We start from the raw sequence: 20,798 nt of genomic DNA, 5'->3' as shown, positions 1-20,798 counted from the left end.
AAACTCCAGAAAAGAATTTAGCAGCCATGAGTGATATCCGTAAAGTTGTCTTAGAAGAAAACAAGCTAGAGAAAAAGTTGTGCCGTTTAGTTGGCCAAGCTATTGGTGACTTTGGCATGATCGAAAATGGTGACAAGGTGATGGTTTGCCTGTCAGGCGGTAAAGATAGTTACGCCATGCTCGATATCCTTTTAAAGTTACGCGAGCGTGCCCCAATTGATTTTGAAATTGTGGCTGTCAACCTAGATCAAAAGCAGCCAGGATTTCCAGCAGAGATTTTGCCGAATTATTTAAAAGCTTTAGGTGTTCAGTTCCATATTGAAAATCAAGATACTTACAGCATCGTCAAGCGTGTAATCCCAGAAGGGAAAACCACTTGTGGACTTTGCTCTCGATTACGTCGCGGCATTTTATATCGCGTAGCAGATGAGTTAGGCGCCACTAAGATTGCCTTAGGCCACCACCGTGATGACATCTTAGAGACATTAATGCTCAATATGTTCTTTGCTGGCAAGCTCAAAGGTATGCCGCCAAAGTTGCGATCTGATGACGGAAAGCACATCGTCATCCGCCCTCTAGCCTACGTTCCTGAAAAGTTACTTGAGCGTTACGCTGTAGATATGAACTTCCCGATTATTCCGTGCAATCTGTGCGGTAGTCAGCCCAATCTTCAGCGTGGCGCTATGAAAGAAATGTTGCGCGAGTGGGAGAAAAAGCACCCAGGGCGCGTGGAGAATCTTTTTCGCTCAATGCACCACATCGTGCCATCCCATTTAATGGATGGTGAGGCCTTTGATTTTAAGAATCTGGAGATTTCCACAGAACTATCGGGGATTGCCGCAAGATCGGCCGGCGATAAGGCAATTGACGAGACAGAAATCGATGAAATAGCCTGTGGAACGCTCATTCAGGGGTCTTATAATCCCTCTCTATGAACATCGTTATTTTGGCTGCTGGTCAGGGAAAGCGGATGAAGTCCGCCTTACCCAAGGTTCTTCAAACCTTGGCTGGGAAACCCCTTCTCCAGCACGTTTTGAATACGGCCTTAGACTTACAAGGTAAAAGCGCTAAAACTGGCCCCATCGTCGTTGTGGGGCATGGCGCTGCTGATGTTAAGGAATTTCTTCAGATCACCAGTGAGCAAGATTCTCGCTATGGCAAAGTGGGTACTGCATTGCAGGCGGAGCAAAAAGGAACGGGCCACGCCTTATTACAAGCTTTGCCTAAGCTTGATATGAATGAGCCTACTTTAGTTCTGTATGGCGACGTCCCCCTAACAAGCAAAAAGACGCTGGCTAAATTAACTAAATTAGCTGATGGTGTGCGTGGTCAAGATTCTGCATTAGCGCTTTTAACTCAAAACCTCAATAATCCAGCGGGCTATGGCCGTATCGTGCGCGATATTGATGGGTCAGTAAAAGAGATTGTTGAAGAAAAAGATGCATCACCAGAGCAAAAGCGTATTGAAGAGATCAATACCGGCATCATGGTTCTGCCAACCAACTCACTCAAAAAGTGGTTGAAGTCTTTGCGTGCAAGCAATGCCCAAGGCGAATACTATTTAACTGATGTAATTGCAATGGCAGTCAAAGATGGAGCGCCTGTTCGCACTGCACAAGCAGATGCTGAATATGAGACTGTTGGCGTTAACAGTCGCGATCAGTTGGCTGTATTAGAGCGAGTACATCAACTTAATCAAGCAAATATATTAATGGATGCTGGTGTTTCTTTAGCTGATCCGGCGCGGATTGATATTCGTGGAACTCTAGAGTGCGGTACGGATGTCTTTATTGATGTCGGTTGTGTATTCGAGGGTTGCGTAAGTTTGGCTGCGGGTACAACAGTGGGTCCGTACTGCATTATTCGTAATAGCGTGATTGGAAAGAATGTCACCATTCACCCATACAGCCATTTAGACGGCGCAAAAGTTGGCGCCAGTTCACTGATCGGACCTTATGCTCGCTTGCGTCCTGGTGCAGATTTGTCTAACGATGTGCATATTGGCAACTTTGTAGAAGTGAAGAATAGCAAGATCGCTGCAAATAGTAAGGCTAATCACTTGGCTTATGTGGGTGACTCCATCGTGGGTTCTAGAGTCAATATCGGTGCAGGTACGATTACTTGTAACTACGATGGCGTGAATAAACACCAAACCATTATTGAGGATGACGTTTTCATTGGTTCTGATACTCAGTTAGTTGCTCCAGTGCGTGTTGGCCGTGGCGCTACTTTGGGCGCGGGAACTACCTTAACTAAAGATGCACCCCCCAATCAGTTGACCGTATCACGAGCTAAGCAAATCTCTTTGCAGTGGCAGCGCCCAGTAAAGAAAGAAAAGAAAATAGTCACCAAGAAGGCAGCCACCAAAAAATCCGTGAAGGCTAAAAAATAATGTGCGGAATTGTTGGCGCAGCTTCGCGTAAGAATATTGTTGAAGTCTTAATTGAAGGCCTACGTCGCCTTGAGTACCGCGGCTATGATTCTTGTGGCTTTGCTGTAATTAATGGTGATGATGCCAAACATCCGATTGAGCGCGCACGCACTACTGCTCGTGTTTCTGAGTTGGCAGAGCAGGGTAAGGATTTTCATGGCACCTTAGGTATTGCGCACACTCGCTGGGCGACGCACGGTAAGCCAGATACACAAAATGCACATCCGCATATTTCAGGCGGTCTCATTGCTGTTGTTCACAACGGCATTATTGAAAACTACGAAGCACTACGCACTGAGTTGAAATCAGCAGGTTATGTATTTACCTCGGAAACTGATACTGAAGTCATTGCGCATCTAATTCATCAAGCCTATGTATCCAGTAAGCAATTAGATTTAGTTGCTTCAGTCCGTTCTGTATTGCCGCGACTTCATGGTGCTTATGCGATTGGCGTGATTGCACAAGATCGACCAAATATTTTGGTGGGCGCGCGTGTTGGCTCGCCATTAGTTGTTGCTCTTGGCGAAAATGAAAACTTCCTTGCTTCCGATGCTTTAGCACTTGCTGGTCGTGCGCACTCCATGATGTATTTGGAGGAAGGTGATGTTGCCATTCTGAAGGCAGAGAGCGTTGAGATCATCGATCAGGCAGGAAAGATGGCGCAGCGAGAGCAAAAGCCCATGCCCGCTCAGGCTGACTCGGTGGATCTGGGGCCTTATCAGCACTATATGCAAAAAGAGATTTTTGAGCAGCCCAGGGCAATCGGCGATACGCTTGCCAATATTGCCAGCTTTGGCCCAGAACTCTTTAACGCTGATCCTGAGCAGTGGAAAAAGTTCGATCAAATTCTGATCTTAGCCTGTGGTACTAGTTACTACTCTGCCTGTGTTGCTAAGTACTGGCTTGAGGACTTGGCAGGTATTCCGACTCAAGTTGAGATTGCTAGCGAATATCGCTATCGCACAACTGTCCCCAATCCCAACACATTAATTGTGGTGGTCTCCCAGTCTGGTGAGACTGCTGATACTTTAGCAGCCTTGCGCCATGCACAGGCTTTGGGACATCAATACACCTTAGCGATTTGTAACGTAGCGAGTAGTGCCATGGTTCGCGAAACTCATTGGAATTTCTTAACTAAGGCTGGTACTGAGATCGGGGTAGCTTCTACTAAAGCATTTACAACTCAATTGCTTGCTCTTTATCTACTGGCTGTTGCACTAGCTAAGCGAGCAGGAAAACTAAGTCCCGAAAGAGAGAAAGAGCTCTTGCGTGACTTGCGCCATTTGCCAAAAGCTTTGCATGCGGTATTAGCGCTTGAGCCACAGATCATTGCTTGGAGTACAGCATTTGCTAAGTGCGAGAACGCCTTATTTTTAGGGCGCGGCATGCACTATCCGATTGCTCTTGAAGGCGCTCTCAAGCTAAAAGAGATTTCCTATATTCATGCTGAAGCCTATCCAGCGGGTGAGTTAAAGCATGGACCGCTCGCTTTGGTTACTGAAAAGATGCCAGTAGTTACAGTGGCTCCTAAGGATGACTTGCTGGAAAAGCTCAAATCCAATATGCAGGAAGTTAAAGCCCGCGGTGGAAAGCTCTATGTCTTTGCTGATCAAGATACCGAGATTACTTGCAGTGAAGGTATTAATGTGATTCGTTTGCCCGAGCACTACGGCAATCTTTCACCAATTTTGCATGTGGTTCCCCTTCAGCTCCTGGCGTATCACACTGCTTGTGCCCTAGGCACTGATGTCGATAAGCCTCGCAACCTTGCAAAGAGTGTTACGGTCGAGTAATTCATCTCAGGGGTAGCGCATCCCCCAATTATTGATTTCTTGCAATTAGTACGAACTAGTACTAAAATAGTACGCATATTGACTAAATCGAGGTAAACCGATGAATCACCTATCGCTTGTTAAGGAGTTGGTTCAGGCATATCAGGCATTTGAGGTGTATTCGGCTGCACACATCAAAGAAATGGGTTTAACAATGACTCAGTTCGACATTGTTGCGACCCTAGGCAATCAGCCGCCGATGACCTGTAAGGAGTTGGGTGATAAGACCTTAGTTTCCAAAGGCACGATGACAGGGGTTCTTGAGCGACTAGAAGCTAAAGGCCTCATAGAAAAGTTGATGAATACTGATGATGGCCGAAGCTACAAGATTGGCCTTTCCAAAGCGGGCGACAAGTTATTTCAGAAGGTATTTCCGGAGCATGTTGAGTATCTTGGTAAGGCCTTCCGAAAGCTCACAAAGAAAGAATTAGAACAAGCGGTAACAGTTTTAAAAGAAGTTAAAACAATTTTTCAAAGGAAAGATAATGACTAAAGTAGCTGTTGTATTTCATAGTGGTTATGGCCATACTGTTAAACAAGCTGAAGCTTTAGCTAAAGGTGCAAATGCCACCTTAGTAGCTATTGATGCTGAAGGTAATATTACTGATGCACAGTGGGAGACCTTGAATACTGCTAATGCCATTGTATTTGGATCGCCAACCTATATGGGTACAGTGAGTTGGCAATTCAAGAAGTTTGCTGACGCAAGTTCTAAACAATGGTTTTCACAGCAGTGGAAAGATAAGATTTTTGGTGGCTTTACCAACTCAGCCACGATGAATGGTGACAAGCATTCCACTTTGCATTACTTCTTCACACTCGCTATGCAACACTCTGGCATTTGGGTGGGTACTGGTTTAATGCCGTCGAACTCTAAAGCTGCGAAGCGTGATGATGTGAACTATGTAGGCTCATCCGCGGGAGCCATGATGCAAACACCTTCAGATGCCAGTGCTGATGAAGTGAATGTGGGCGACTTAGAAACCGCACGTCTCTATGGCGAGCGTATTGCGAAGATTGCTGGCCAATTAAAGACAAAGTAAGAATCAGTAATAGTAAAAATTGGGGGAATGATGAAAAAACTCATTGGTATGCGGGGTAATGATCAGGGCCACTGGGTTGGTGATGGCTTTCCTGTGCGCACCCTGTTTTTCTATCAAGACTTAGGAAAGCAGATGAGCCCATTCTTGATGCTGGATTATGCAGGTCCAGCTGAGTTCACTCAAACAGCTGAACGTAAGGGAGTGGGTTCACATCCCCATCGTGGTTTTGAAACAGTCACGATTGTGTATGAGGGCGAAGTAGCGCACAAAGATTCTACGGGTCAGGGCGGCATTATTGGTCCAGGCGATGTGCAGTGGATGACTGCCGGCTCTGGCATCTTGCATGAAGAGTTTCATTCCGAAGAATTTGCCAAAAGTGGTGGAACTCTGAATATGGTGCAGTTATGGGTAAATCTACCGTCAAGATTGAAAATGACTAAGCCGGGCTATCAAGCTATTTTGGATAAACAGATCCCCACCATTAACTTAATGAATGGTGCGGGGCAAGCTCGTATTATCGCCGGGGACTTTAATGGTCATCAAGGTCCTGCTAAAACCTTCACCCCTATGCATGTGATTGATCTGAAATTGAAGAGGGGTTTAGTATGCATTCCCGTACCTGAGGGTTGGAATACATCCTTGATTGTGCTTAAGGGTAAGGTTGAGGCAGGTGAGGGCGTAGTAGCAAAAGATGCTCAAATGTTGATGTTTAGTATAGAAGGTCAAGATATTGAAATTAATATACTTGAAGATTCGATTGCCTTGCTGCTGAGTGGTGAACCTATTGATGAGCCTATAGTTGGCTATGGACCATTTGTCATGAATACCAAGGATGAGATTGCTCAGGCAATGAAGGATTTCAATAGCGGCAGTTTTGGAAGCATTGCCAACTAAAATCATGGCTGGGGTATAAAAAATCCGTTTGACTTCTATGCTGACCTGTGTACAAAAATTATTATTTAAATCAAGATGTTACACAGACTGGTTTAGAAAAGTGTGTTCAAATATCTGTTGTAGAAAAGGATATTTGCTCCACCTCATGTTTGACTCAAAAGATTTCTATGCCTTGCGTTTGCTTCCGCTTGTTTTTGCGGGATTTCTTTCTGCATGCGCCGTAGGCCCAGACTTTAAGCAGCCTGATGCTCCGAATACATCTAAATATACTGAAGCTACCCTTTCTCAGAAATTAGCCACTGCACCTGGAGTACCCGGCGGAACTAATCAAGAGTTTATTGAAGGCGCCGATATTGAGGCTCAATGGTGGGAGTTATTTAAGTCTCCTGAATTAGACGCTCTAATCAAAAAGGCCCTGCAGCAAAATCCTAATTTAGGTGCTGCTGATGCTGCGTTACGTGCGAGCCAAGAAAATGTCAGCGCACAAATTGGTGGACAGTATTTCCCGGCGATTGGTTTAAATGGCGGCGCCACACGGCAGCTGCAGCCTTCTGCAATTTATGGCCTGCCTTACGGCTCTGATACCTACAACCTCTATAACGCTTCTGTAAATGTTACATATAAGCTAGACGTCTTTGGTGGAGCACGCCGCGCAGTTGAAGGTGCGAGAGCGCAAGCAGAGATTGCACAGTTTCAGCTTGAAGGCGCCTACCTTTCTTTGACGGCCAACATTGTTACTAGTGCAGTACGTGAAGCTGCTTTGCGTGCACAGATGCAAGCTACAGAAGAAATTCTGAAAGCACAAACGAATTTAGCTGAAGTTACAGAAAAGCAATTAGCAATTGGTACAGTCTCTCGAGTAGATGTGACATCGCAAAGAACCTTGGTCTCTAACTCGCAAGTAGATTTATTTACTTACGAACGCAATCTTTCATTTGCACGTAATCAGTTGGCAGTATTGGTGGGCGAGCTACCTAGTAATGCCAATATCACCAAGTTTGACTTGAAGTCTTTGTATTTGCCCGAGAAGTTGCCACTCTCAGTGCCATCAAGCTTGGTGCGTCAGCGTCCAGATGTACGCGCAGCGGAGGCGCAGCTTAAGGCTACCAATGCTTTAGTAGGTGTTGCTACTGCTAATCTATTGCCACAATTGAATATCACTGGAGCTATTGGTTCCGCAGCATTAACAAGCTCAGCCTTATTTGGGCCGAACGCTACTCTATGGTCCATTGCTGGCGGTATCTTTCAGCCACTCTTTCAGGGTGGGCAGTTATTAGCACAACGTCGTGGTGCAATGGCCAATTACGAACAGGCGGTTTTTCAATATCAAGCTACTGTGCTGAAGGCCTTTCAAGAAGTGGCCGATTCTTTGCGTGCTTTAGAAACTGGATCACAAGCATTAAAGTCTGCATCAGATGCTGAGCGCTACGCTTATGAAACTTTAGATTTGGTGCAGCAGCAATACAAGTTAGGTACTGCCAGCTATTTGGCTGTCCTGTATTACCAAAATCAATATCAAATTGCTAAAGTCAAATCGGTTTCTGCGCAAGCAACCCGATTCTCTGACACGGCAGCATTATTTGCAGCATTGGGCGGCGGTTGGTGGAATCGTACCGGCCCAGCCTTTCAACCAAAAGCCATAGCGAACAAAGATCAAAATGAAACTTCTGGAAAAAATTAAAACCAAAGTAACTGCTATTGCAGTCGCCTTGTGGGCATGGATGCCTGCGAAGGCGATCGAGTGGAAACTTCGCGACAGGCTCATTGCTCTTTGGGAAAAGATAAAAGGATTTTGGGTGCGTTTACGCGAGCGATTCATGCGTAGCAAGATCAATGCAAAATTACAATCCATGACTCCTTTGGGTCGACGTATGACCATTATGTTATGCGGTGTATTTTTGTTATTGGGCTTGATATTTGGATTTAATCAACTCAAGACTTTCATGATTAAGTACTTCATTGCTGGTATGGGTTTGCCGCCAGCAACAGTTTCTACGATGGTTGTGGAAACTTCAGCATGGCAACCTAAATTATCTAGCGTTGGTAATGTGCGTGCATTTAGGGGTGTAGAACTCAGCACTGAAATTGGTGGCTTGGTACAAAACGTATCCATTAAATCAGGCATGGATGTTAAAGAAGGCGAGTTACTCATTAAATTGAATGATGCCTCTGATGTTGCCCAACTCAACTCTTTAAAAGCATTAGCAGATTTGGCCCAAGTAATTAATGAGCGCGATAGACAGCAACTAGAGATTCAGGCGATTAGTAAGAACGTGTTCGATACTAGTAAAGCAGATGCTAAGTCAAAGCAAGCTCAGGTAGAGCAGCAAACTGCCTTAGTTGCTAAGAAAAATTTAAAGGCTCCTTTTAGTGGACGTGTTGGTATTGTGATGATCAACCCTGGTCAGTTTGTGAATCCAGGTGATAAGTTACTTACTCTTCAAACCTTGGATCCGATTTTTGTGGACTTCAATCTCCCGCAAAGCAATGCTGAACAAATACAGGTTGGGCAAGAAATTGTGGTGACGACGGATGCATTCAAGGGTGCAAGCTTTACTGGAAAGATTACTGCGGTCAGTCCGAAGGTCGATACGAATACCCGTAATATCCAGATTGAGGCTCAGTTAGCTAACCCAGATAAAAAGATCTTACCGGGCATGTTTGCTAATGTGAATATCAAGTTAGGTGATCAGGTGAAGTTGCTGACTTTGCCTCAGACGGCTGTAACTTATAACCCGTATGGCTCAACAGTCTTTATTGCTAAGCCAACTGGTAAAAAAGATAAGCAGGGCAAACCTGCGCTGGAGGCTCAACAAGTCTTCGTGACTACTGGGCTAACACGTGGAGATCAGGTGGCAATCCTCAAGGGGGTTGAAGAGGGTGCCACGGTTGTTACAAGCGGTCAACTCAAGTTGAAGAATGGAACTCCGCTGATTGTGAATAACAAGGTGTTGCCAGCTAATTCACCCAACCCACAGCCACAGGAATAAGTCCTAGATGAATTGGACTGACATATTTATTCGTAGGCCGGTACTCTCACTGGTAGTGAGTGCACTCGTCCTGGTATTTGGTTTGAAGGCAGTAGGATCCTTGCCGGTTAATCAATATCCCCAAACCCAAAATGCCATTGTTACGATTACAACGGCCTACTATGGAGCTGATCCAGAGACGATTGCTGGATTTATTACTCAGCCCTTAGAGACAGCGATTGCTCAGTCTCAGGGTATTGATTATTTGTCATCGATGAGCGTGAGTGGTCTCTCAACCATTACGGCTACTCTTAAGCTGAATTACGATTCGAATGCGGCATTGACGCAGATCCAGACTCAAATAAGCTCAGTCAAGAATCAACTACCACCGCAAGCTCAGCAACCTGTCTTGACTGTACAAATTGGTCAATCGACTGCGGCCATGTACATGGGTTTTTATAGTGATGATATTCCAAACAATGCGATTACTGATTACTTATTGCGGGTAGTGAAACCAAAACTGGATTCTATAGACGGCGTCCAGAACGCTGAAATTACCGGGGGCAGAAAGTTTGCTTTGCGTGCCTGGCTCGATCGCGAGAAGATGGCTGGGCTTGGTGTGGGTGCGGATGATGTCTACAGCGCCATGGCAGCCAATAACTACTTATCTGCAGTTGGTAGTACTAAAGGCGACATGGTTGCAGTGGACTTGGTGGCAGGCACTGATTTGCATACGCTTGATGAGTTCCGCAAGCTAGTCATCAAAAAAGACGGCATCAACATTGTGTATTTGGATCAAGTAGCTAGTGTGACTATGGGCTCCGAGGACTACAACACCAATGTCGCATTTAGTGGCAAGCGGTCGGTATTTATTGCGATCAAGGTAGCTCCACAGGCGAACTTACTCGATGTAGCCGAACGGGTTCGTGCTGCAGTGCCAGATATTCAGAAGCAGTTGCCAACCGGTATGTCTGGAAAGGTGGTGTATGACTCTACTAAGTTCATTACTACCTCGATTGATGAAGTAGTGGCCACATTGTTAGAGGCGCTATTGATTGTGACAGTCGTGATCTATCTTTTCTTGGGAAGCGCACGCGCTGTTGCGGTGCCAGTGATTGCAATGCCACTCTCTTTGATTGGCACATTCTTTTTAATGCAGGTCTTGGGTTACTCCATTAATTTACTGACACTACTTGCTCTAGTCTTGGCAATTGGTTTGGTGGTCGACGATGCCATTATTGTGGTTGAGAACGTGGACCGCCACATGAAGGAAGGTAAGTCTCCATTAGAAGCTTCTCTAATTGCAGCGCGTGAGTTGGGCGGCCCTATTTTGGCCATGACGATTGTGCTGATCGCAGTGTATATTCCGATTGGCTTTCAGGGCGGTTTAACGGGCGCGCTTTTTACAGAATTTGCTTTTACCTTGGCCAGCGCAGTTGCGGTATCGGGGTTGATTGCTTTAACGCTATCTCCGATGATGTGTTCCCGTATCTTTACCGAAGCGCAAGAGGCTTCGCCGTTTGTTCAAAAGATTGACCATATTTTTGAAAAAGTTCACCACAGCTATCAAACTACTTTGCGTGAACTCTTAAGCACTTGGCAGGTCATTATTGTGATGGGTGCGATTTTGCTAGGTGGGGTAGCCTATCTTTACTCCACTGCACGTTCTGAATTAGCGCCAACAGAAGATCAGGGTATTGTGTTGATGCAGGCTTCAGGCCCACCTAATAGTACGGTCAATCAGATGCAGACTTATGCTGATCAGATTTATCAAATATCAGCAGCAGAGCCTGAGTACGAGCAAATGTTTCAGATCACCAGTCCTACGAGTAGTTTTGGCGGTGTGTTGCTTAAGGATTGGGATCAACGTAGTCGTAACGCTACTAAGTTCCAAGAGGATATGCAGAGTAAGTGGAATTCGATTGCTGGCGCTCGCGTAGCAGCTTTCCAGTTTCCGGCCTTACCTGGCGCACAGGGCTTACCTGTTCAGGTAGTGATTAACACCACCGAGTCTTATGAATTGTTAAATGAGGTATCCCAAGCAGTTTTGGATAAAGCGCGTCGCAGTGGCAATTTCTTTTTCGTAGACTCTGATTTGAAGATTGATAAACCACAAGATGTTTTGGAAATTGATCGGGAAAAAGTGGCTGCACTGGGCATGACCCAACAGCAAGTGGGTAGTGCGCTATCTGCTGCACTGGGCGGCGGCTATGTCAATTACTTCTCTGTTGCTGGCCGCTCTTATCGCGTCATTCCGCAGGTGAAGCAAGTAGACCGTTTAAATCCAGACCAAATACTCGACTACTACATACGTACTCCGAGCGGACAGATGATTCAGGCTCGTACCATCGCAACAATTAAGCAAAGAGTAGTGCCGCAGTCAATTAATCACTTTCAGCAACTCAACTCGGCAACGATATTTGGTGTGAGTACCCCATTTATTTCTCAAGCAGATTTATTGGAGTTTATGCGTCAAACTTTAAAAGAGGTTGCCCCTAATGGTTACACCATGGATTACGCTGGCCCGTCCCGTCAGTTCATGGCAGAGTCTGGCGGTTTCTTGGTGACCATGTTCTTTGCGATCTTAATTGTGTTCTTGGTCTTGGCTGCCCAGTTTGAAAGCTTCCGTGACCCAATCGTGATTTTAGTTTCAGTACCACTCGCTTTGTTTGGGGCGCTGATCTTTATTAATTTGGGCTTCACAACTTTAAATGTGTATACCCAGGTTGGACTAGTTACGTTGATGGGGCTGATTAGTAAGCACGGTATTTTGATTGTGGAATTTGCTAATGAGCTTCAAGAGGCTGGTCGTAGTAAGTTGGACGCTATCGTAGAAGCTAGTAGCGTACGTTTACGTCCGATCTTAATGACGACTGCTGCAATGGTATTAGGTGTAGTACCTCTAGTGATTGCTTCTGGAGCAGGTGCTGCTGGCCGTCAATCAATGGGTATTGTGATCTTTACTGGTTTATCAATTGGTACCTTGTTTACACTTTTTGTAGTGCCAGCAATGTACTTATTTATTGGCGCAGATCACCATCAGAAAAAATTCAAGCAACAATAACTCACTAGTATCGTAAAAAAGAAAAAGGTGAACTAAGTTCACCTTTTTAGTTGAGATACCCAATTCTTATACTGTTGGAATCCTGCCTTACTTCACAACATTAAGTTCTTTTTCTGCAACTACGCTGTATTTGGTTTCCGCTTCTATGCGCTTCATCCATGCATCTATATTGTGTAAAGAAGGACGCGGGCCAGTTTGGTCTGGGTAGGTTTGATTTAATAAAATCCAACGACTTACGCAAAGTGCTAGTGGAATATCCCCAATACTAAATGCATTTCCAGAGCAATAGTGCTGGCTTGCCAGCTGCTGATCTAGTAAGGTGAATAGTGCATTGCTATCTTGATAAGCCTTGCGAATTGCTTCGTTATTTCGCTCGTTTTCAGGTGTACGAGTGAGGCCCAAAAAGGCGGTACGTAATGCTGGCCACATAGTTCCAAGTTGCCAGTCCATCCACTTTTCAGACTGATATTGAGAGGCGGTATCGCTTGTTAAGCGCTTCGATTGATCGTACTGACGAACAAGGTATCGCAAGATCGTATTAGATTCCCATAGTACAAGGTTACCGTCTTCTAAGGTTGGTACTAAGCCATTGGGATTGAGTGCTAGAAATTCAGGCGTACGATTTTTCCCAAAATGAAGGCCAGCATCAATGCGTTCAAAGTCTTTACCTTCTTCTAGCCCCAGCTCTGCAAGACACCACAATACTTTTTGTACATTGATGGAACTTTTTCTTCCCCATAAGCGCATCATTTCAATTCCTATTCGAATATTTTTAAAGTGATGAATCTAAACCCATAAATTTGCTGTGTGCAAATATCAGTGGATGGCTTTCTGGATCGTGCTTTAGGTTGAGGACTTTAGCAACAATGATGTTATGGTCGCCACCCGTATGAACTGATGCTGTCTCACATTCAAAGTAAGCGCAGCATCCTTCAATTTGGGTAAGCCCACTTGCCGCAATTTTATGGGGGATGCTCGTGAATTGATTTTCTTTTACGGTAGCAAAATGCATCGCCATTGCCTCTTGCGAGCGCTCTAGCACATGAATTAATTGTTTATGACCTACTTCAAAATTGGGCATCAAGCGCGAATGCTTCTTAAGACTCCATAAAATGAGAGGCGGCTCCAAGGAAACAGTATTGAAAGAGCTGATAGTGATGCCATGAGCTTGCTGGTCAGCATCTAGGCAAGTAATTACTGTGACCCCGGTTGCAAAGGAAGAGAAGCCCTTGCGGAGCTCTTGGGAGGTAAATGGGGTCATTTTGCTTACTTGTTTAGTGGCTTACTTCGTTGCAGCCGGAATGTTAGTGCCTGGAATGGGGGTCAGAATTTCGTTCTCTTCAGCTTTGACACATTTGAAACGGTATTCCTTGCCGGCCTTAGAAAGGAAGCTAGCGCCTTGGTAAAAATCATTTTTACAAGTTGTGCTGGCAAAATCCATTACCTCTTGTGGTGCGGCGCTGGAGGTGATCAAGCGCATATTGCCCATAGACATATTAATCTGGCTCGATGAGCACCCAATGAGTGCTAGACCACAAGTTGAAGTTAATAGTAGAATTTTTTTCATGGAAACCTCCATAATCAGCAATGCTCGTTAGGATAAACCTATTACGTATTTGCTGTGGAGAATGCAGCGCTTTTAAAAGGAAGAGACATGTTTAAGGCTATTTTGGTAAATAAAGATGATCAAGGTTATCGGGCTGAGCTTGCTCAAGTCGATGAGGCTAGCTTGCCTGAGGGCGATGTCAGGGTTAAGGTGCTCTATTCCACGCTGAACTACAAAGATGGTTTGGCAATTACTGGCAAGGGTCCGGTAGTGCGTAGCTTTCCGATGGTGCCTGGGATTGATTTTGCAGGCGAAGTCTTAGAGAGCGCTAGCCCAGAATTTAAAGTTGGTGACATGGTGCTGCTCAACGGCTGGGGTGTTGGCGAGGGTCATTGGGGTGGTTTAGCGCAGCAAGCACGTGTGAAGTCAGAGTGGCTTATTCCTTTGCCAAAGGGTTTTACTGCTAAGCAAGCTTTAGCTATTGGTACTGCTGGCTATACCGCCATGCTATGCGTAATGGCTTTACAAAAGCACGGCCTAAAGCCTAGCGATGGCGAAGTGCTGGTGACTGGTGCTGCAGGTGGAGTTGGAAGCTTTGCGATTACGCTTTTGAGCAAACTAGGGTTCACAGTTGTCGCCAGCACGGGAAGGATGTCCGAAGCTGATTATTTAAAGAAATTGGGTGCTAGTGAGGTGATTGATCGTGCGGTACTGTCAGCCCCTGGTAAGCCTTTGGCAAAAGAGCGTTGGGCGGCGGTAGTTGATAGTGTTGGTAGTCATACTTTGGCTAACGCTTGCGCACAAACCAAAAGTGATGGTGCAGTTGCTGCTTGCGGATTAGCTCAAGGAATGGATTTTCCATCGACTGTTGCGCCATTCATTTTACGTGGCGTAACTTTGTATGGCATTAATAGTGTGACAGTAGCAAAAGCAAAACGTATTGCTGCTTACGAGCAGTTAAGTAAGCTGGTAGATCTTAAAACTTTGGAAGAGATCTCTCACGAAATTAATTTAGAAGATTCTATAAAGTACGCCGCAGAGCTGATGGCTGGCAATGTACGCGGTCGTTTAATTGTGGATGTAAACAAATAAGTATTGGTTAATGGATAGTGCTTACTCTGAAGCTTGAGGTTTTCGTGCTTTTAGTTTTTCTAAAACCTCAAGCTTGTCTGAGTTAGAAAGTTCAGACCAGTCTGCAATCTCAGGGAGCGTGCGATAGCAGCCACGGCAAAAACCATTGTCGGGGTTGATGTCACACCAGTTGATGCAAGGTGATGGAACTGTTGTCAAAGCAAACCTAAAATAGAAATAGATGAATACTAAAAACCAATCTAGCGATCTGAGTGCCATTCATTATCCCCTAGCGGATGCTTTACCGGAAGCGGGCAGTTCAATCGAGGTCGCGCCTGGTGTACGCTGGCTACGGATGCGCTTACCGTTTGCTTTGGATCACATCAATCTATGGCTGCTACGGGATGAGTTTGAGGGGCTTCAAGGCTGGACCATTGTAGATTGTGGCATTGCTAATGATGAGACAAGGGCAGCCTGGGATCAGATCTTTGCTTCACAGTTAGAGGGATTGCCGGTGTTGAGGGTGATAGTGACCCATATGCATCCAGATCATGTGGGACTCTCTCAGTGGCTCTGTGAGAAGTGGCAAGCACCACTCTGGATCTCCATGACAGATTATTTAACTGCGCAATGGCTTAGTCATAAAGAGGGCGGGGCTGCGGTTGGTGCACGCGCTGGTGGCGGGGGCTCTGCAGACCACTTTCAAAAACATGGACTCAATGCACCAGAAGATTTAGAAAAAATTCGTGCTCGCTCGAATTACTATAGCAATATGGTTCCGGGTGTGCCACGACAATATCGTCGCATCATTGATGGTGAAATGATTTTGATTGGTGGACATGAGTGGCAAGTGATTATGGGGTTTGGTCATGCGCCTGAACATGCTTCATTATTTTGCAAAGATTTGGAAGTGTTGATTTCTGGAGATATGTTGTTGCCACGCATTTCAACCAATGTTAGCGTTTACGATGCAGATCCGGATGCAGATCCATTGGGCCTGTATTTGAGCTCTTTAGATCGATATCTGCCCTTACCCGATAACACTCTGGTACTGCCATCTCATGGCAAGCCTTTTACAGGAATGAAGCCCCGGGTTGGTCAGCTAAAAGCGCATCACGATGAGCGCTTAACGGAAACACTGGGAGCATGTGAAAAACCAGCAACTGCTCGTGAGATAGTGCCGGTTTTGTTTAGACGTGAATTAGATATTCACCAAATGACATTTGCTATGGGCGAGGCTATTGCCCATCTGAATTACCTACTTCGTCGAGGAAAGTTGAGTCGCCAGCTTTGCGACGACGGCGTGTTGCGGTTTTGCGTGGTTTAGAAGCTTTTGTTCCGGAGTCTTTAGGAGTTTCAACAGTCGCAGCAGTGGCGCTCGCCGAAACGGCATCCCCAAAGGATTTGAGTGCCATCATGGTGGCGTGCTGCACTTCTAGCCCCTGAATGGTGGACTTCAAAATATTGAGGTTGAGGTTCAGCCAGTTTTCAACACTTTTCAGATCTTTGATGCGCTTTTCAAGTTCGTCGGTATCTAGCCCTGGAAAAGCTGAGCCAAAACCCCCCGCCGCCTTGGAGGCGTCCGTGGTGAAGGGAAATTGGCCTGGCGTTTGCCCGCCCGCTCCCTGACCCCACATGGTTTTCATCATTTCAAGGCTTTGATTGAATTCTGGGATAGTTCCAAACATAGGGGTTGCTCCGGGTCAGATAAAAGTGGCTTATTGCCAATACAATAGAGGATTCTAGAGATTAATCCCGGTTACGCAATGCAATCTAATGGTTTATCCCAGCCTTACACCCGCGGTCAGGCACTTCCCGAGCTACTAAAGCAGCGTATTCTGATTTTGGATGGCGCCATGGGCACCATGATTCAGCAATACAAGCTGAGTGAGGCGGATTACCGTGGATTACCAGTCAGCAAACGCTTTGAGAGTCACCCAGGCGATATTAAAGGCAATAACGAACTCTTAGTACTGACCCAGCCACAGATTATCAGCAAGATTCATGAGCAGTATTTGGATGCGGGTGCAGATATTATTGAGACTAATACCTTTGGCGCTACCTCAGTTGCGCAAGAGGATTACAAGATGGCTGATTTAGCTCGTGAGATGAATGTGATCTCCGCTCAATTGGCTCGCGCTGCCTGTGAAAAATACTCTACGCCAGATAAGCCACGTTTTGCGGCAGGCGCAATTGGACCAACTCCAAAGACTGCAAGTATTTCTCCTGATGTAAATGATCCCGGTGCGCGTAATGTGACGTTTGATGCACTTCGAGCTTCCTATCGAGAGCAGATAGAAGGCCTCTTTGAGGGCGGTGTTGATTTATTTTTAGTGGAAACTATTTTCGACACACTCAATGCCAAGGCTGCATTGTTTGCTTTAGATGAGTTCTTTGAGGAAACCGGTGAGCGTTTGCCGGTAATGATTTCAGGTACGGTCACGGATGCCTCTGGTCGAATTCTATCTGGCCAAACAGTGGAAGCATTTTGGAATAGCTTGCGCCACATTAAACCACTCACCTTTGGCCTGAACTGCGCCTTAGGTGCAGCACTAATGCGCCCTTATATTGCTGAGCTATCCCGTATCTGCGATGTTGCAGTATCTTGCTATCCCAATGCCGGTTTGCCCAACCCCATGAGTGATACAGGCTTTGATGAGACTCCGGATATTACTTCTAGTTTGGTTGACGGTTTTGCAAAAGATGGTTTGGTAAATCTAGTAGGTGGCTGCTGTGGAACTACACCAGATCATATTCGTGCAATTGCTAATGCTGTTTCACAGCGTAAGCCGCGACCTTTCTACCGTGAAAGTGCGGAGCTGTCAGCATGAGTAAGACTGTAAAGGTAATGCCGCCGATGAAGCTTTCAGGCCTAGAGCCTTTTAACGTTACAGCCGATATCCGCTTTGTGAACATTGGAGAGCGCACTAACGTAACAGGCTCCAAAGCATTTGCCCGCATGATTTTAAATAATCAATTTGATGAGGCCTTGGTAGTTGCAAGACAGCAAGTTGAGAATGGTGCTCAAGTGATTGACATCAATATGGATGAGGCGATGTTGGATTCTGAAGCGGCAATGACGCGCTTCTTGAATTTGATTGCTTCAGAGCCAGACATCGCTCGTGTACCGATCATGATTGACTCCTCTAAATGGAGCGTAATTGAGGCTGGTCTGAAGTGTATTCAGGGTAAGCCGATTGTGAATTCGATTTCACTCAAAGAGGGCGAAGAGCCTTTTAGAAAACAAGCGCGCTTGATTCGTCGTTACGGTGCGGCTTCTGTAGTGATGGCATTTGATGAAGTCGGTCAAGCAGACACTTTTAAGCGCAAGACAGAAATTTGTCAGCGCTGCTATCAAATTCTCGTTAATGAGATCGGCTTTCCAGCAGAAGATATTATTTTTGATCCCAATATCTTTGCAATTGCCACCGGCATTGAAGAGCATGATAACTATGCGGTAGATTTTATTAATGCTACACGCTGGATTAAAGAAAACCTGCCGGGCGCGAAAGTCAGTGGCGGCGTTTCGAATGTCAGCTTTTCATTCCGCGGTAATGATCGTGTTCGAGAAGCTATTCATACTGTGTTCCTGTATCACGCCATCCAAGCTGGTATGGATATGGGCATTGTTAATGCGGGGCAGCTCGGCGTCTATGCAGACCTAGATCCTGAATTGCGTGAGCGCGTTGAAGATGTAGTGCTGAACCGCTATAAAGAAAAAGATGGTAAGACGCCAACTGAGCGCTTACTCGATATTGCTGATCAATTTAAGGGCGGTGGGGCAAAGCAAGTAGAAAACTTGGTGTGGCGTGAAGCCCCAGTACGAGAGCGTTTAACCCATGCCTTAGTGCATGGAATTACAACCTTTATTGAGGGTGACACTGAAGAGCTGCGCGCTCAAATTATGGGTGCAGGTGGTCGTCCGATCGAGGTAATTGAAGGTCCTTTAATGGATGGTATGAATGTCGTTGGCGACCTATTTGGCGCTGGCAAGATGTTTCTACCTCAAGTGGTCAAGAGCGCACGCGTAATGAAGCAAGCGGTAGCCATTTTGATTCCTTACATTGAGGAAGAGAAGCGTCAACACATTGCCTCTGGTGGCGAAGCAAAAGCTAAGGGCAAGATTGTGATGGCGACTGTTAAGGGAGACGTCCACGATATTGGCAAAAACATTGTGACGGTGGTGCTGCAATGTAATAACTTTGAAGTTGCCAATATGGGTGTGATGGTGCCTTGCTCAGAAATTTTGAAGCGTGCCAAAGAGGAAAAAGCGGATATTGTTGGCTTGTCTGGTTTGATTACGCCATCTCTAGAGGAGATGACCTACGTTGCTCAAGAGATGCAACGTGACGATTATTTCCGTGAGCGTCAAATCCCACTGATGATTGGTGGTGCCACAACTTCTCGTGTGCACACTGCAGTCAAGATTGCACCGCATTACGATGGACCGGTAGTCTATGTACCTGATGCCTCCCGCTCTGTGTCTGTAGCATCAAGCCTTCTGTCAGATGAAAGCGCCAAGAAATTTATTCAAGATTTGCGCGATGACTACGTACGTATTCGTGAGCAGCATGCCAATAAAAAAGCGTCCCCAACTATTTCATTAGAAGCCGCGCGTAAGAATCGGGAGCTGATTGATTGGGCTCACTACGTGCCTGAGAAGCCTAAGTTCATTGGCCGTCGTGTTTTCAAGAATTTTGCTTTAAGTGACATCGCCAAATATATTGACTGGACACCGTTTTTTCAGACTTGGGATTTGGCTGGTAAGTTTCCAGCAATCTTGGATGATGAAGTTGTTGGTATAGAGGCTCGTAAAGTATTTGAAGATGGCCAAGCGCTATTGGACAAGTTGATTAAAGGCCAGTGGTTGCAAGCCGATGCCGTAGTAGCTTTCTACCCAGCAAATACGATAGGTGATGACATTGCTTTGTACAGCGATGAATCCCGCGAGCATCCATTATTCGTTTGGCATAACTTGCGTCAGCAGGCTGAGCGTCCAGTTGTCGATGGTATTCGTCGACCTAATCGTTGCTTGGCTGACTATGTGGCGCCTAAAGATTCACATGTGGCTGATTATCTGGGCTGCTTTGCTGTCACAACTGGCCATGGGGTTGAGAAAAAAGTGGCTGAGTTCCATGCCAAGCATGATGACTACAGTGCAATTATGTTGCAATCTTTGGCCGATCGTCTGGCAGAGGCATTTGCAGAGTTGATGCATCATCGTGTTCGTACCGATCTTTGGGCTTATGCGACTGATGAGATGTTGACGAACGATCAAATGATTAATGAAGAGTATCGTGGTATTCGTCCAGCGCCAGGATATCCAGCGTGCCCTGCGCATGAAGTGAAAAAAGATTTATTGCGCGTCATTGGTTCGGAAGATATTGGTATGACATTGACCGAATCATTGGCTATGAATCCCGCTTCCAGTGTCAGCGGTTTTTATCTGGCACATCCGGATGCACGTTATTTCAATGTGGGTAAGTTGTCAGCAGACCAGATTGAAGATCTTGCTAAGCGTCGTAATGAGTCCGTTGAAGACATTCGTCGCCAGTTGGCAAGCTCGATAGACTAAATTTGACTTGGGTGAAGTGGGGTGCAGTTTTTAAACGCCCCACATCACCGGTTCATCTTTGGCTTTGGCTTGTTTCATCAGCTCTAAGAAAGGATAGGCGCGCTGCCCCAGCCTGTCGGCAAGTTTTGGTTTTTCAGTACTTTCTTGATCCGCTGTATTACTTTTAGAGCGCTCTTCCAAGTCTTTCAAAATAGCAGTTTCTAGGGCGATGATGAAGCTTGGAAGTTGCTCCACCGTCAAAATTCCCCTAGGTTCTAATGAGCGACCCAAAATTTCAAAGATTCGTTGGGTGAGGTCAGCCAGCATGATGACGTCAGGGCCCGCTTTGGAGCGAAATTGATAGATCATTTCAATAGCTTACCACCTGATAAAC

The 20,798-nt window shown here is 45.8% G+C and carries 19 protein-coding genes; 13 read left to right on the top strand and 6 right to left on the bottom strand.

Translation table 11 applies throughout. The features are described from left to right. The first annotated feature begins 26 nt into the window (after positions 1–26). From ttcA to C2759_RS09940, 9 genes are all read left to right on the top strand, one after another. Positions 27–935, top strand: a complete 909-nt coding sequence (gene ttcA / locus C2759_RS09980) for a tRNA 2-thiocytidine(32) synthetase TtcA (RefSeq protein WP_215355152.1) — start codon at positions 27–29, stop codon at positions 933–935. Beyond that, positions 932–2,392 (top strand): bifunctional UDP-N-acetylglucosamine diphosphorylase/glucosamine-1-phosphate N-acetyltransferase GlmU, encoded by a 1,461-nt coding sequence (gene glmU / locus C2759_RS09975; protein ID WP_215355150.1) that lies wholly within the window; start codon positions 932–934, stop codon positions 2,390–2,392. Before ttcA ends, glmU begins: the two co-directional genes overlap by 4 nt. Continuing rightward, positions 2,392–4,224, top strand: a complete 1,833-nt coding sequence (gene glmS, locus C2759_RS09970) for a glutamine--fructose-6-phosphate transaminase (isomerizing) (RefSeq protein WP_215355148.1) — start codon at positions 2,392–2,394, stop codon at positions 4,222–4,224. The genes glmU and glmS overlap by 1 nt, the downstream gene beginning before the upstream one ends. A gap of 100 nt (positions 4,225–4,324) precedes the next feature. Then, entirely contained in the window at positions 4,325–4,756 is a 432-nt protein-coding gene (locus C2759_RS09965) for a MarR family winged helix-turn-helix transcriptional regulator (RefSeq protein WP_215355146.1), read from the top strand. Further along, the gene (locus C2759_RS09960) at positions 4,749–5,306 is read left to right on the top strand and encodes a flavodoxin family protein (protein ID WP_215355144.1); all 558 of its coding nucleotides are present in this window, start codon (positions 4,749–4,751) and stop codon (positions 5,304–5,306) included. The genes C2759_RS09965 and C2759_RS09960 overlap by 8 nt, the downstream gene beginning before the upstream one ends. A gap of 30 nt (positions 5,307–5,336) precedes the next feature. After that, entirely contained in the window at positions 5,337–6,200 is an 864-nt protein-coding gene (locus C2759_RS09955; RefSeq protein ID WP_215356764.1) for a pirin family protein, read from the top strand. Between the two features lie 145 nt (positions 6,201–6,345). Then, positions 6,346–7,881, top strand: a complete 1,536-nt coding sequence (locus tag C2759_RS09950; protein WP_215355143.1) for an efflux transporter outer membrane subunit — start codon at positions 6,346–6,348, stop codon at positions 7,879–7,881. 169 nt (positions 7,882–8,050) lie between these two features. Next, a complete protein-coding gene (locus C2759_RS09945) occupies positions 8,051–9,190 on the top strand; it encodes an efflux RND transporter periplasmic adaptor subunit (RefSeq protein ID WP_215356763.1) in 1,140 nt (379 codons plus the stop codon). A gap of 7 nt (positions 9,191–9,197) precedes the next feature. Then, positions 9,198–12,233, top strand: coding sequence for an efflux RND transporter permease subunit (locus C2759_RS09940; RefSeq protein ID WP_215355141.1), 3,036 nt, complete (start codon positions 9,198–9,200; stop codon positions 12,231–12,233). An 87-nt stretch (positions 12,234–12,320) separates the two neighbouring features. Here the strand turns inward: C2759_RS09940 and C2759_RS09935 are convergent, their stop codons facing one another. From C2759_RS09935 to C2759_RS09925, 3 genes are read right to left on the bottom strand one after another with little or no spacing between them, the layout of a single operon-like run. Continuing rightward, positions 12,321–12,983 carry a glutathione S-transferase family protein gene (locus C2759_RS09935; protein ID WP_215355139.1) on the bottom strand — a complete coding sequence of 221 codons (663 nt, stop codon included), beginning with the start codon at positions 12,981–12,983 and terminating at the stop codon, positions 12,321–12,323. A 22-nt stretch (positions 12,984–13,005) separates the two neighbouring features. Next, positions 13,006–13,494, bottom strand: a complete 489-nt coding sequence (locus tag C2759_RS09930) for a flavin reductase family protein (RefSeq protein ID WP_215355137.1) — start codon at positions 13,492–13,494, stop codon at positions 13,006–13,008. A 21-nt stretch (positions 13,495–13,515) separates the two neighbouring features. Continuing rightward, on the bottom strand, positions 13,516–13,800 hold the full coding sequence (locus C2759_RS09925) for a hypothetical protein (protein ID WP_215355135.1): 285 nt from the start codon (positions 13,798–13,800) through the stop codon (positions 13,516–13,518). Positions 13,801–13,887: 87 nt separating this feature from the next. Here C2759_RS09925 and C2759_RS09920 point away from each other — a divergent pair, with 87 nt between their 5' ends. Then, on the top strand, positions 13,888–14,871 hold the full coding sequence (locus C2759_RS09920; RefSeq protein WP_215355134.1) for an MDR family oxidoreductase: 984 nt from the start codon (positions 13,888–13,890) through the stop codon (positions 14,869–14,871). 21 nt (positions 14,872–14,892) lie between these two features. Here the strand turns inward: C2759_RS09920 and C2759_RS09915 are convergent, their stop codons facing one another. Continuing rightward, positions 14,893–15,069: a DUF1289 domain-containing protein gene (locus C2759_RS09915; protein ID WP_215355132.1), complete on the bottom strand. Its 177-nt coding sequence runs from the start codon at positions 15,067–15,069 to the stop codon at positions 14,893–14,895. A gap of 22 nt (positions 15,070–15,091) precedes the next feature. Here C2759_RS09915 and C2759_RS09910 point away from each other — a divergent pair, with 22 nt between their 5' ends. Beyond that, positions 15,092–16,177 (top strand): MBL fold metallo-hydrolase, encoded by a 1,086-nt coding sequence (locus C2759_RS09910; protein WP_215355130.1) that lies wholly within the window; start codon positions 15,092–15,094, stop codon positions 16,175–16,177. Here the strand turns inward: C2759_RS09910 and C2759_RS09905 are convergent. After that, positions 16,089–16,538, bottom strand: a complete 450-nt coding sequence (locus C2759_RS09905; RefSeq protein ID WP_215355129.1) for a PhaM family polyhydroxyalkanoate granule multifunctional regulatory protein — start codon at positions 16,536–16,538, stop codon at positions 16,089–16,091. The genes C2759_RS09910 and C2759_RS09905 overlap by 89 nt on opposite strands. A gap of 78 nt (positions 16,539–16,616) precedes the next feature. Between C2759_RS09905 and C2759_RS09900 the strand changes: the two genes are divergently transcribed. Then, positions 16,617–17,681, top strand: coding sequence for a homocysteine S-methyltransferase family protein (locus C2759_RS09900; RefSeq protein ID WP_215355127.1), 1,065 nt, complete (start codon positions 16,617–16,619; stop codon positions 17,679–17,681). Then, positions 17,678–20,425: a methionine synthase gene (metH, locus tag C2759_RS09895; RefSeq protein ID WP_215355126.1), complete on the top strand. Its 2,748-nt coding sequence runs from the start codon at positions 17,678–17,680 to the stop codon at positions 20,423–20,425. The genes C2759_RS09900 and metH overlap by 4 nt, the downstream gene beginning before the upstream one ends. 30 nt (positions 20,426–20,455) lie before the next feature. Here metH and C2759_RS09890 read toward each other — a convergent pair whose 3' ends face one another. Further along, positions 20,456–20,773 (bottom strand): DUF1840 domain-containing protein, encoded by a 318-nt coding sequence (locus C2759_RS09890; protein ID WP_215355124.1) that lies wholly within the window; start codon positions 20,771–20,773, stop codon positions 20,456–20,458. Between the last annotated feature and the right edge of the window lie 25 nt (positions 20,774–20,798).

Origin of the sequence: Polynucleobacter sp. MG-Unter2-18 (assembly GCF_018687675.1) — a bacterium.
Taxonomy (GTDB): domain Bacteria; phylum Pseudomonadota; class Gammaproteobacteria; order Burkholderiales; family Burkholderiaceae; genus Polynucleobacter.
The sequence above is the reverse complement of the archived record's forward strand: the minus strand, read 5'-3'. Positions and strand labels throughout refer to the sequence as shown.

Excerpts from the sequence above, each read along its gene's own strand:
- C2759_RS09905 (WP_215355129.1), bottom strand. The coding sequence starts at position 16,538 with ATGTTTGGAACTATCCCAGAATTCAATCAAAGCCTTGAAATGATGAAA.
- C2759_RS09945 (WP_215356763.1), top strand. The coding sequence starts at position 8,051 with ATGACTCCTTTGGGTCGACGTATGACCATTATGTTATGCGGTGTATTT.
- C2759_RS09920 (WP_215355134.1), top strand. The coding sequence starts at position 13,888 with ATGTTTAAGGCTATTTTGGTAAATAAAGATGATCAAGGTTATCGGGCT.
- C2759_RS09940 (WP_215355141.1), top strand. The coding sequence starts at position 9,198 with ATGAATTGGACTGACATATTTATTCGTAGGCCGGTACTCTCACTGGTA.
- ttcA (WP_215355152.1), top strand. The coding sequence starts at position 27 with ATGAGTGATATCCGTAAAGTTGTCTTAGAAGAAAACAAGCTAGAGAAA.
- glmS (WP_215355148.1), top strand. The coding sequence starts at position 2,392 with ATGTGCGGAATTGTTGGCGCAGCTTCGCGTAAGAATATTGTTGAAGTC.
- C2759_RS09910 (WP_215355130.1), top strand. The coding sequence starts at position 15,092 with ATGAATACTAAAAACCAATCTAGCGATCTGAGTGCCATTCATTATCCC.
- glmU (WP_215355150.1), top strand. The coding sequence starts at position 932 with ATGAACATCGTTATTTTGGCTGCTGGTCAGGGAAAGCGGATGAAGTCC.
- C2759_RS09935 (WP_215355139.1), bottom strand. The coding sequence starts at position 12,983 with ATGATGCGCTTATGGGGAAGAAAAAGTTCCATCAATGTACAAAAAGTA.
- C2759_RS09950 (WP_215355143.1), top strand. The coding sequence starts at position 6,346 with ATGTTTGACTCAAAAGATTTCTATGCCTTGCGTTTGCTTCCGCTTGTT.
- C2759_RS09965 (WP_215355146.1), top strand. The coding sequence starts at position 4,325 with ATGAATCACCTATCGCTTGTTAAGGAGTTGGTTCAGGCATATCAGGCA.
- C2759_RS09960 (WP_215355144.1), top strand. The coding sequence starts at position 4,749 with ATGACTAAAGTAGCTGTTGTATTTCATAGTGGTTATGGCCATACTGTT.
- C2759_RS09955 (WP_215356764.1), top strand. The coding sequence starts at position 5,337 with ATGAAAAAACTCATTGGTATGCGGGGTAATGATCAGGGCCACTGGGTT.
- C2759_RS09890 (WP_215355124.1), bottom strand. The coding sequence starts at position 20,773 with ATGATCTATCAATTTCGCTCCAAAGCGGGCCCTGACGTCATCATGCTG.
- C2759_RS09900 (WP_215355127.1), top strand. The coding sequence starts at position 16,617 with ATGCAATCTAATGGTTTATCCCAGCCTTACACCCGCGGTCAGGCACTT.
- C2759_RS09925 (WP_215355135.1), bottom strand. The coding sequence starts at position 13,800 with ATGAAAAAAATTCTACTATTAACTTCAACTTGTGGTCTAGCACTCATT.
- metH (WP_215355126.1), top strand. The coding sequence starts at position 17,678 with ATGAGTAAGACTGTAAAGGTAATGCCGCCGATGAAGCTTTCAGGCCTA.
- C2759_RS09930 (WP_215355137.1), bottom strand. The coding sequence starts at position 13,494 with ATGACCCCATTTACCTCCCAAGAGCTCCGCAAGGGCTTCTCTTCCTTT.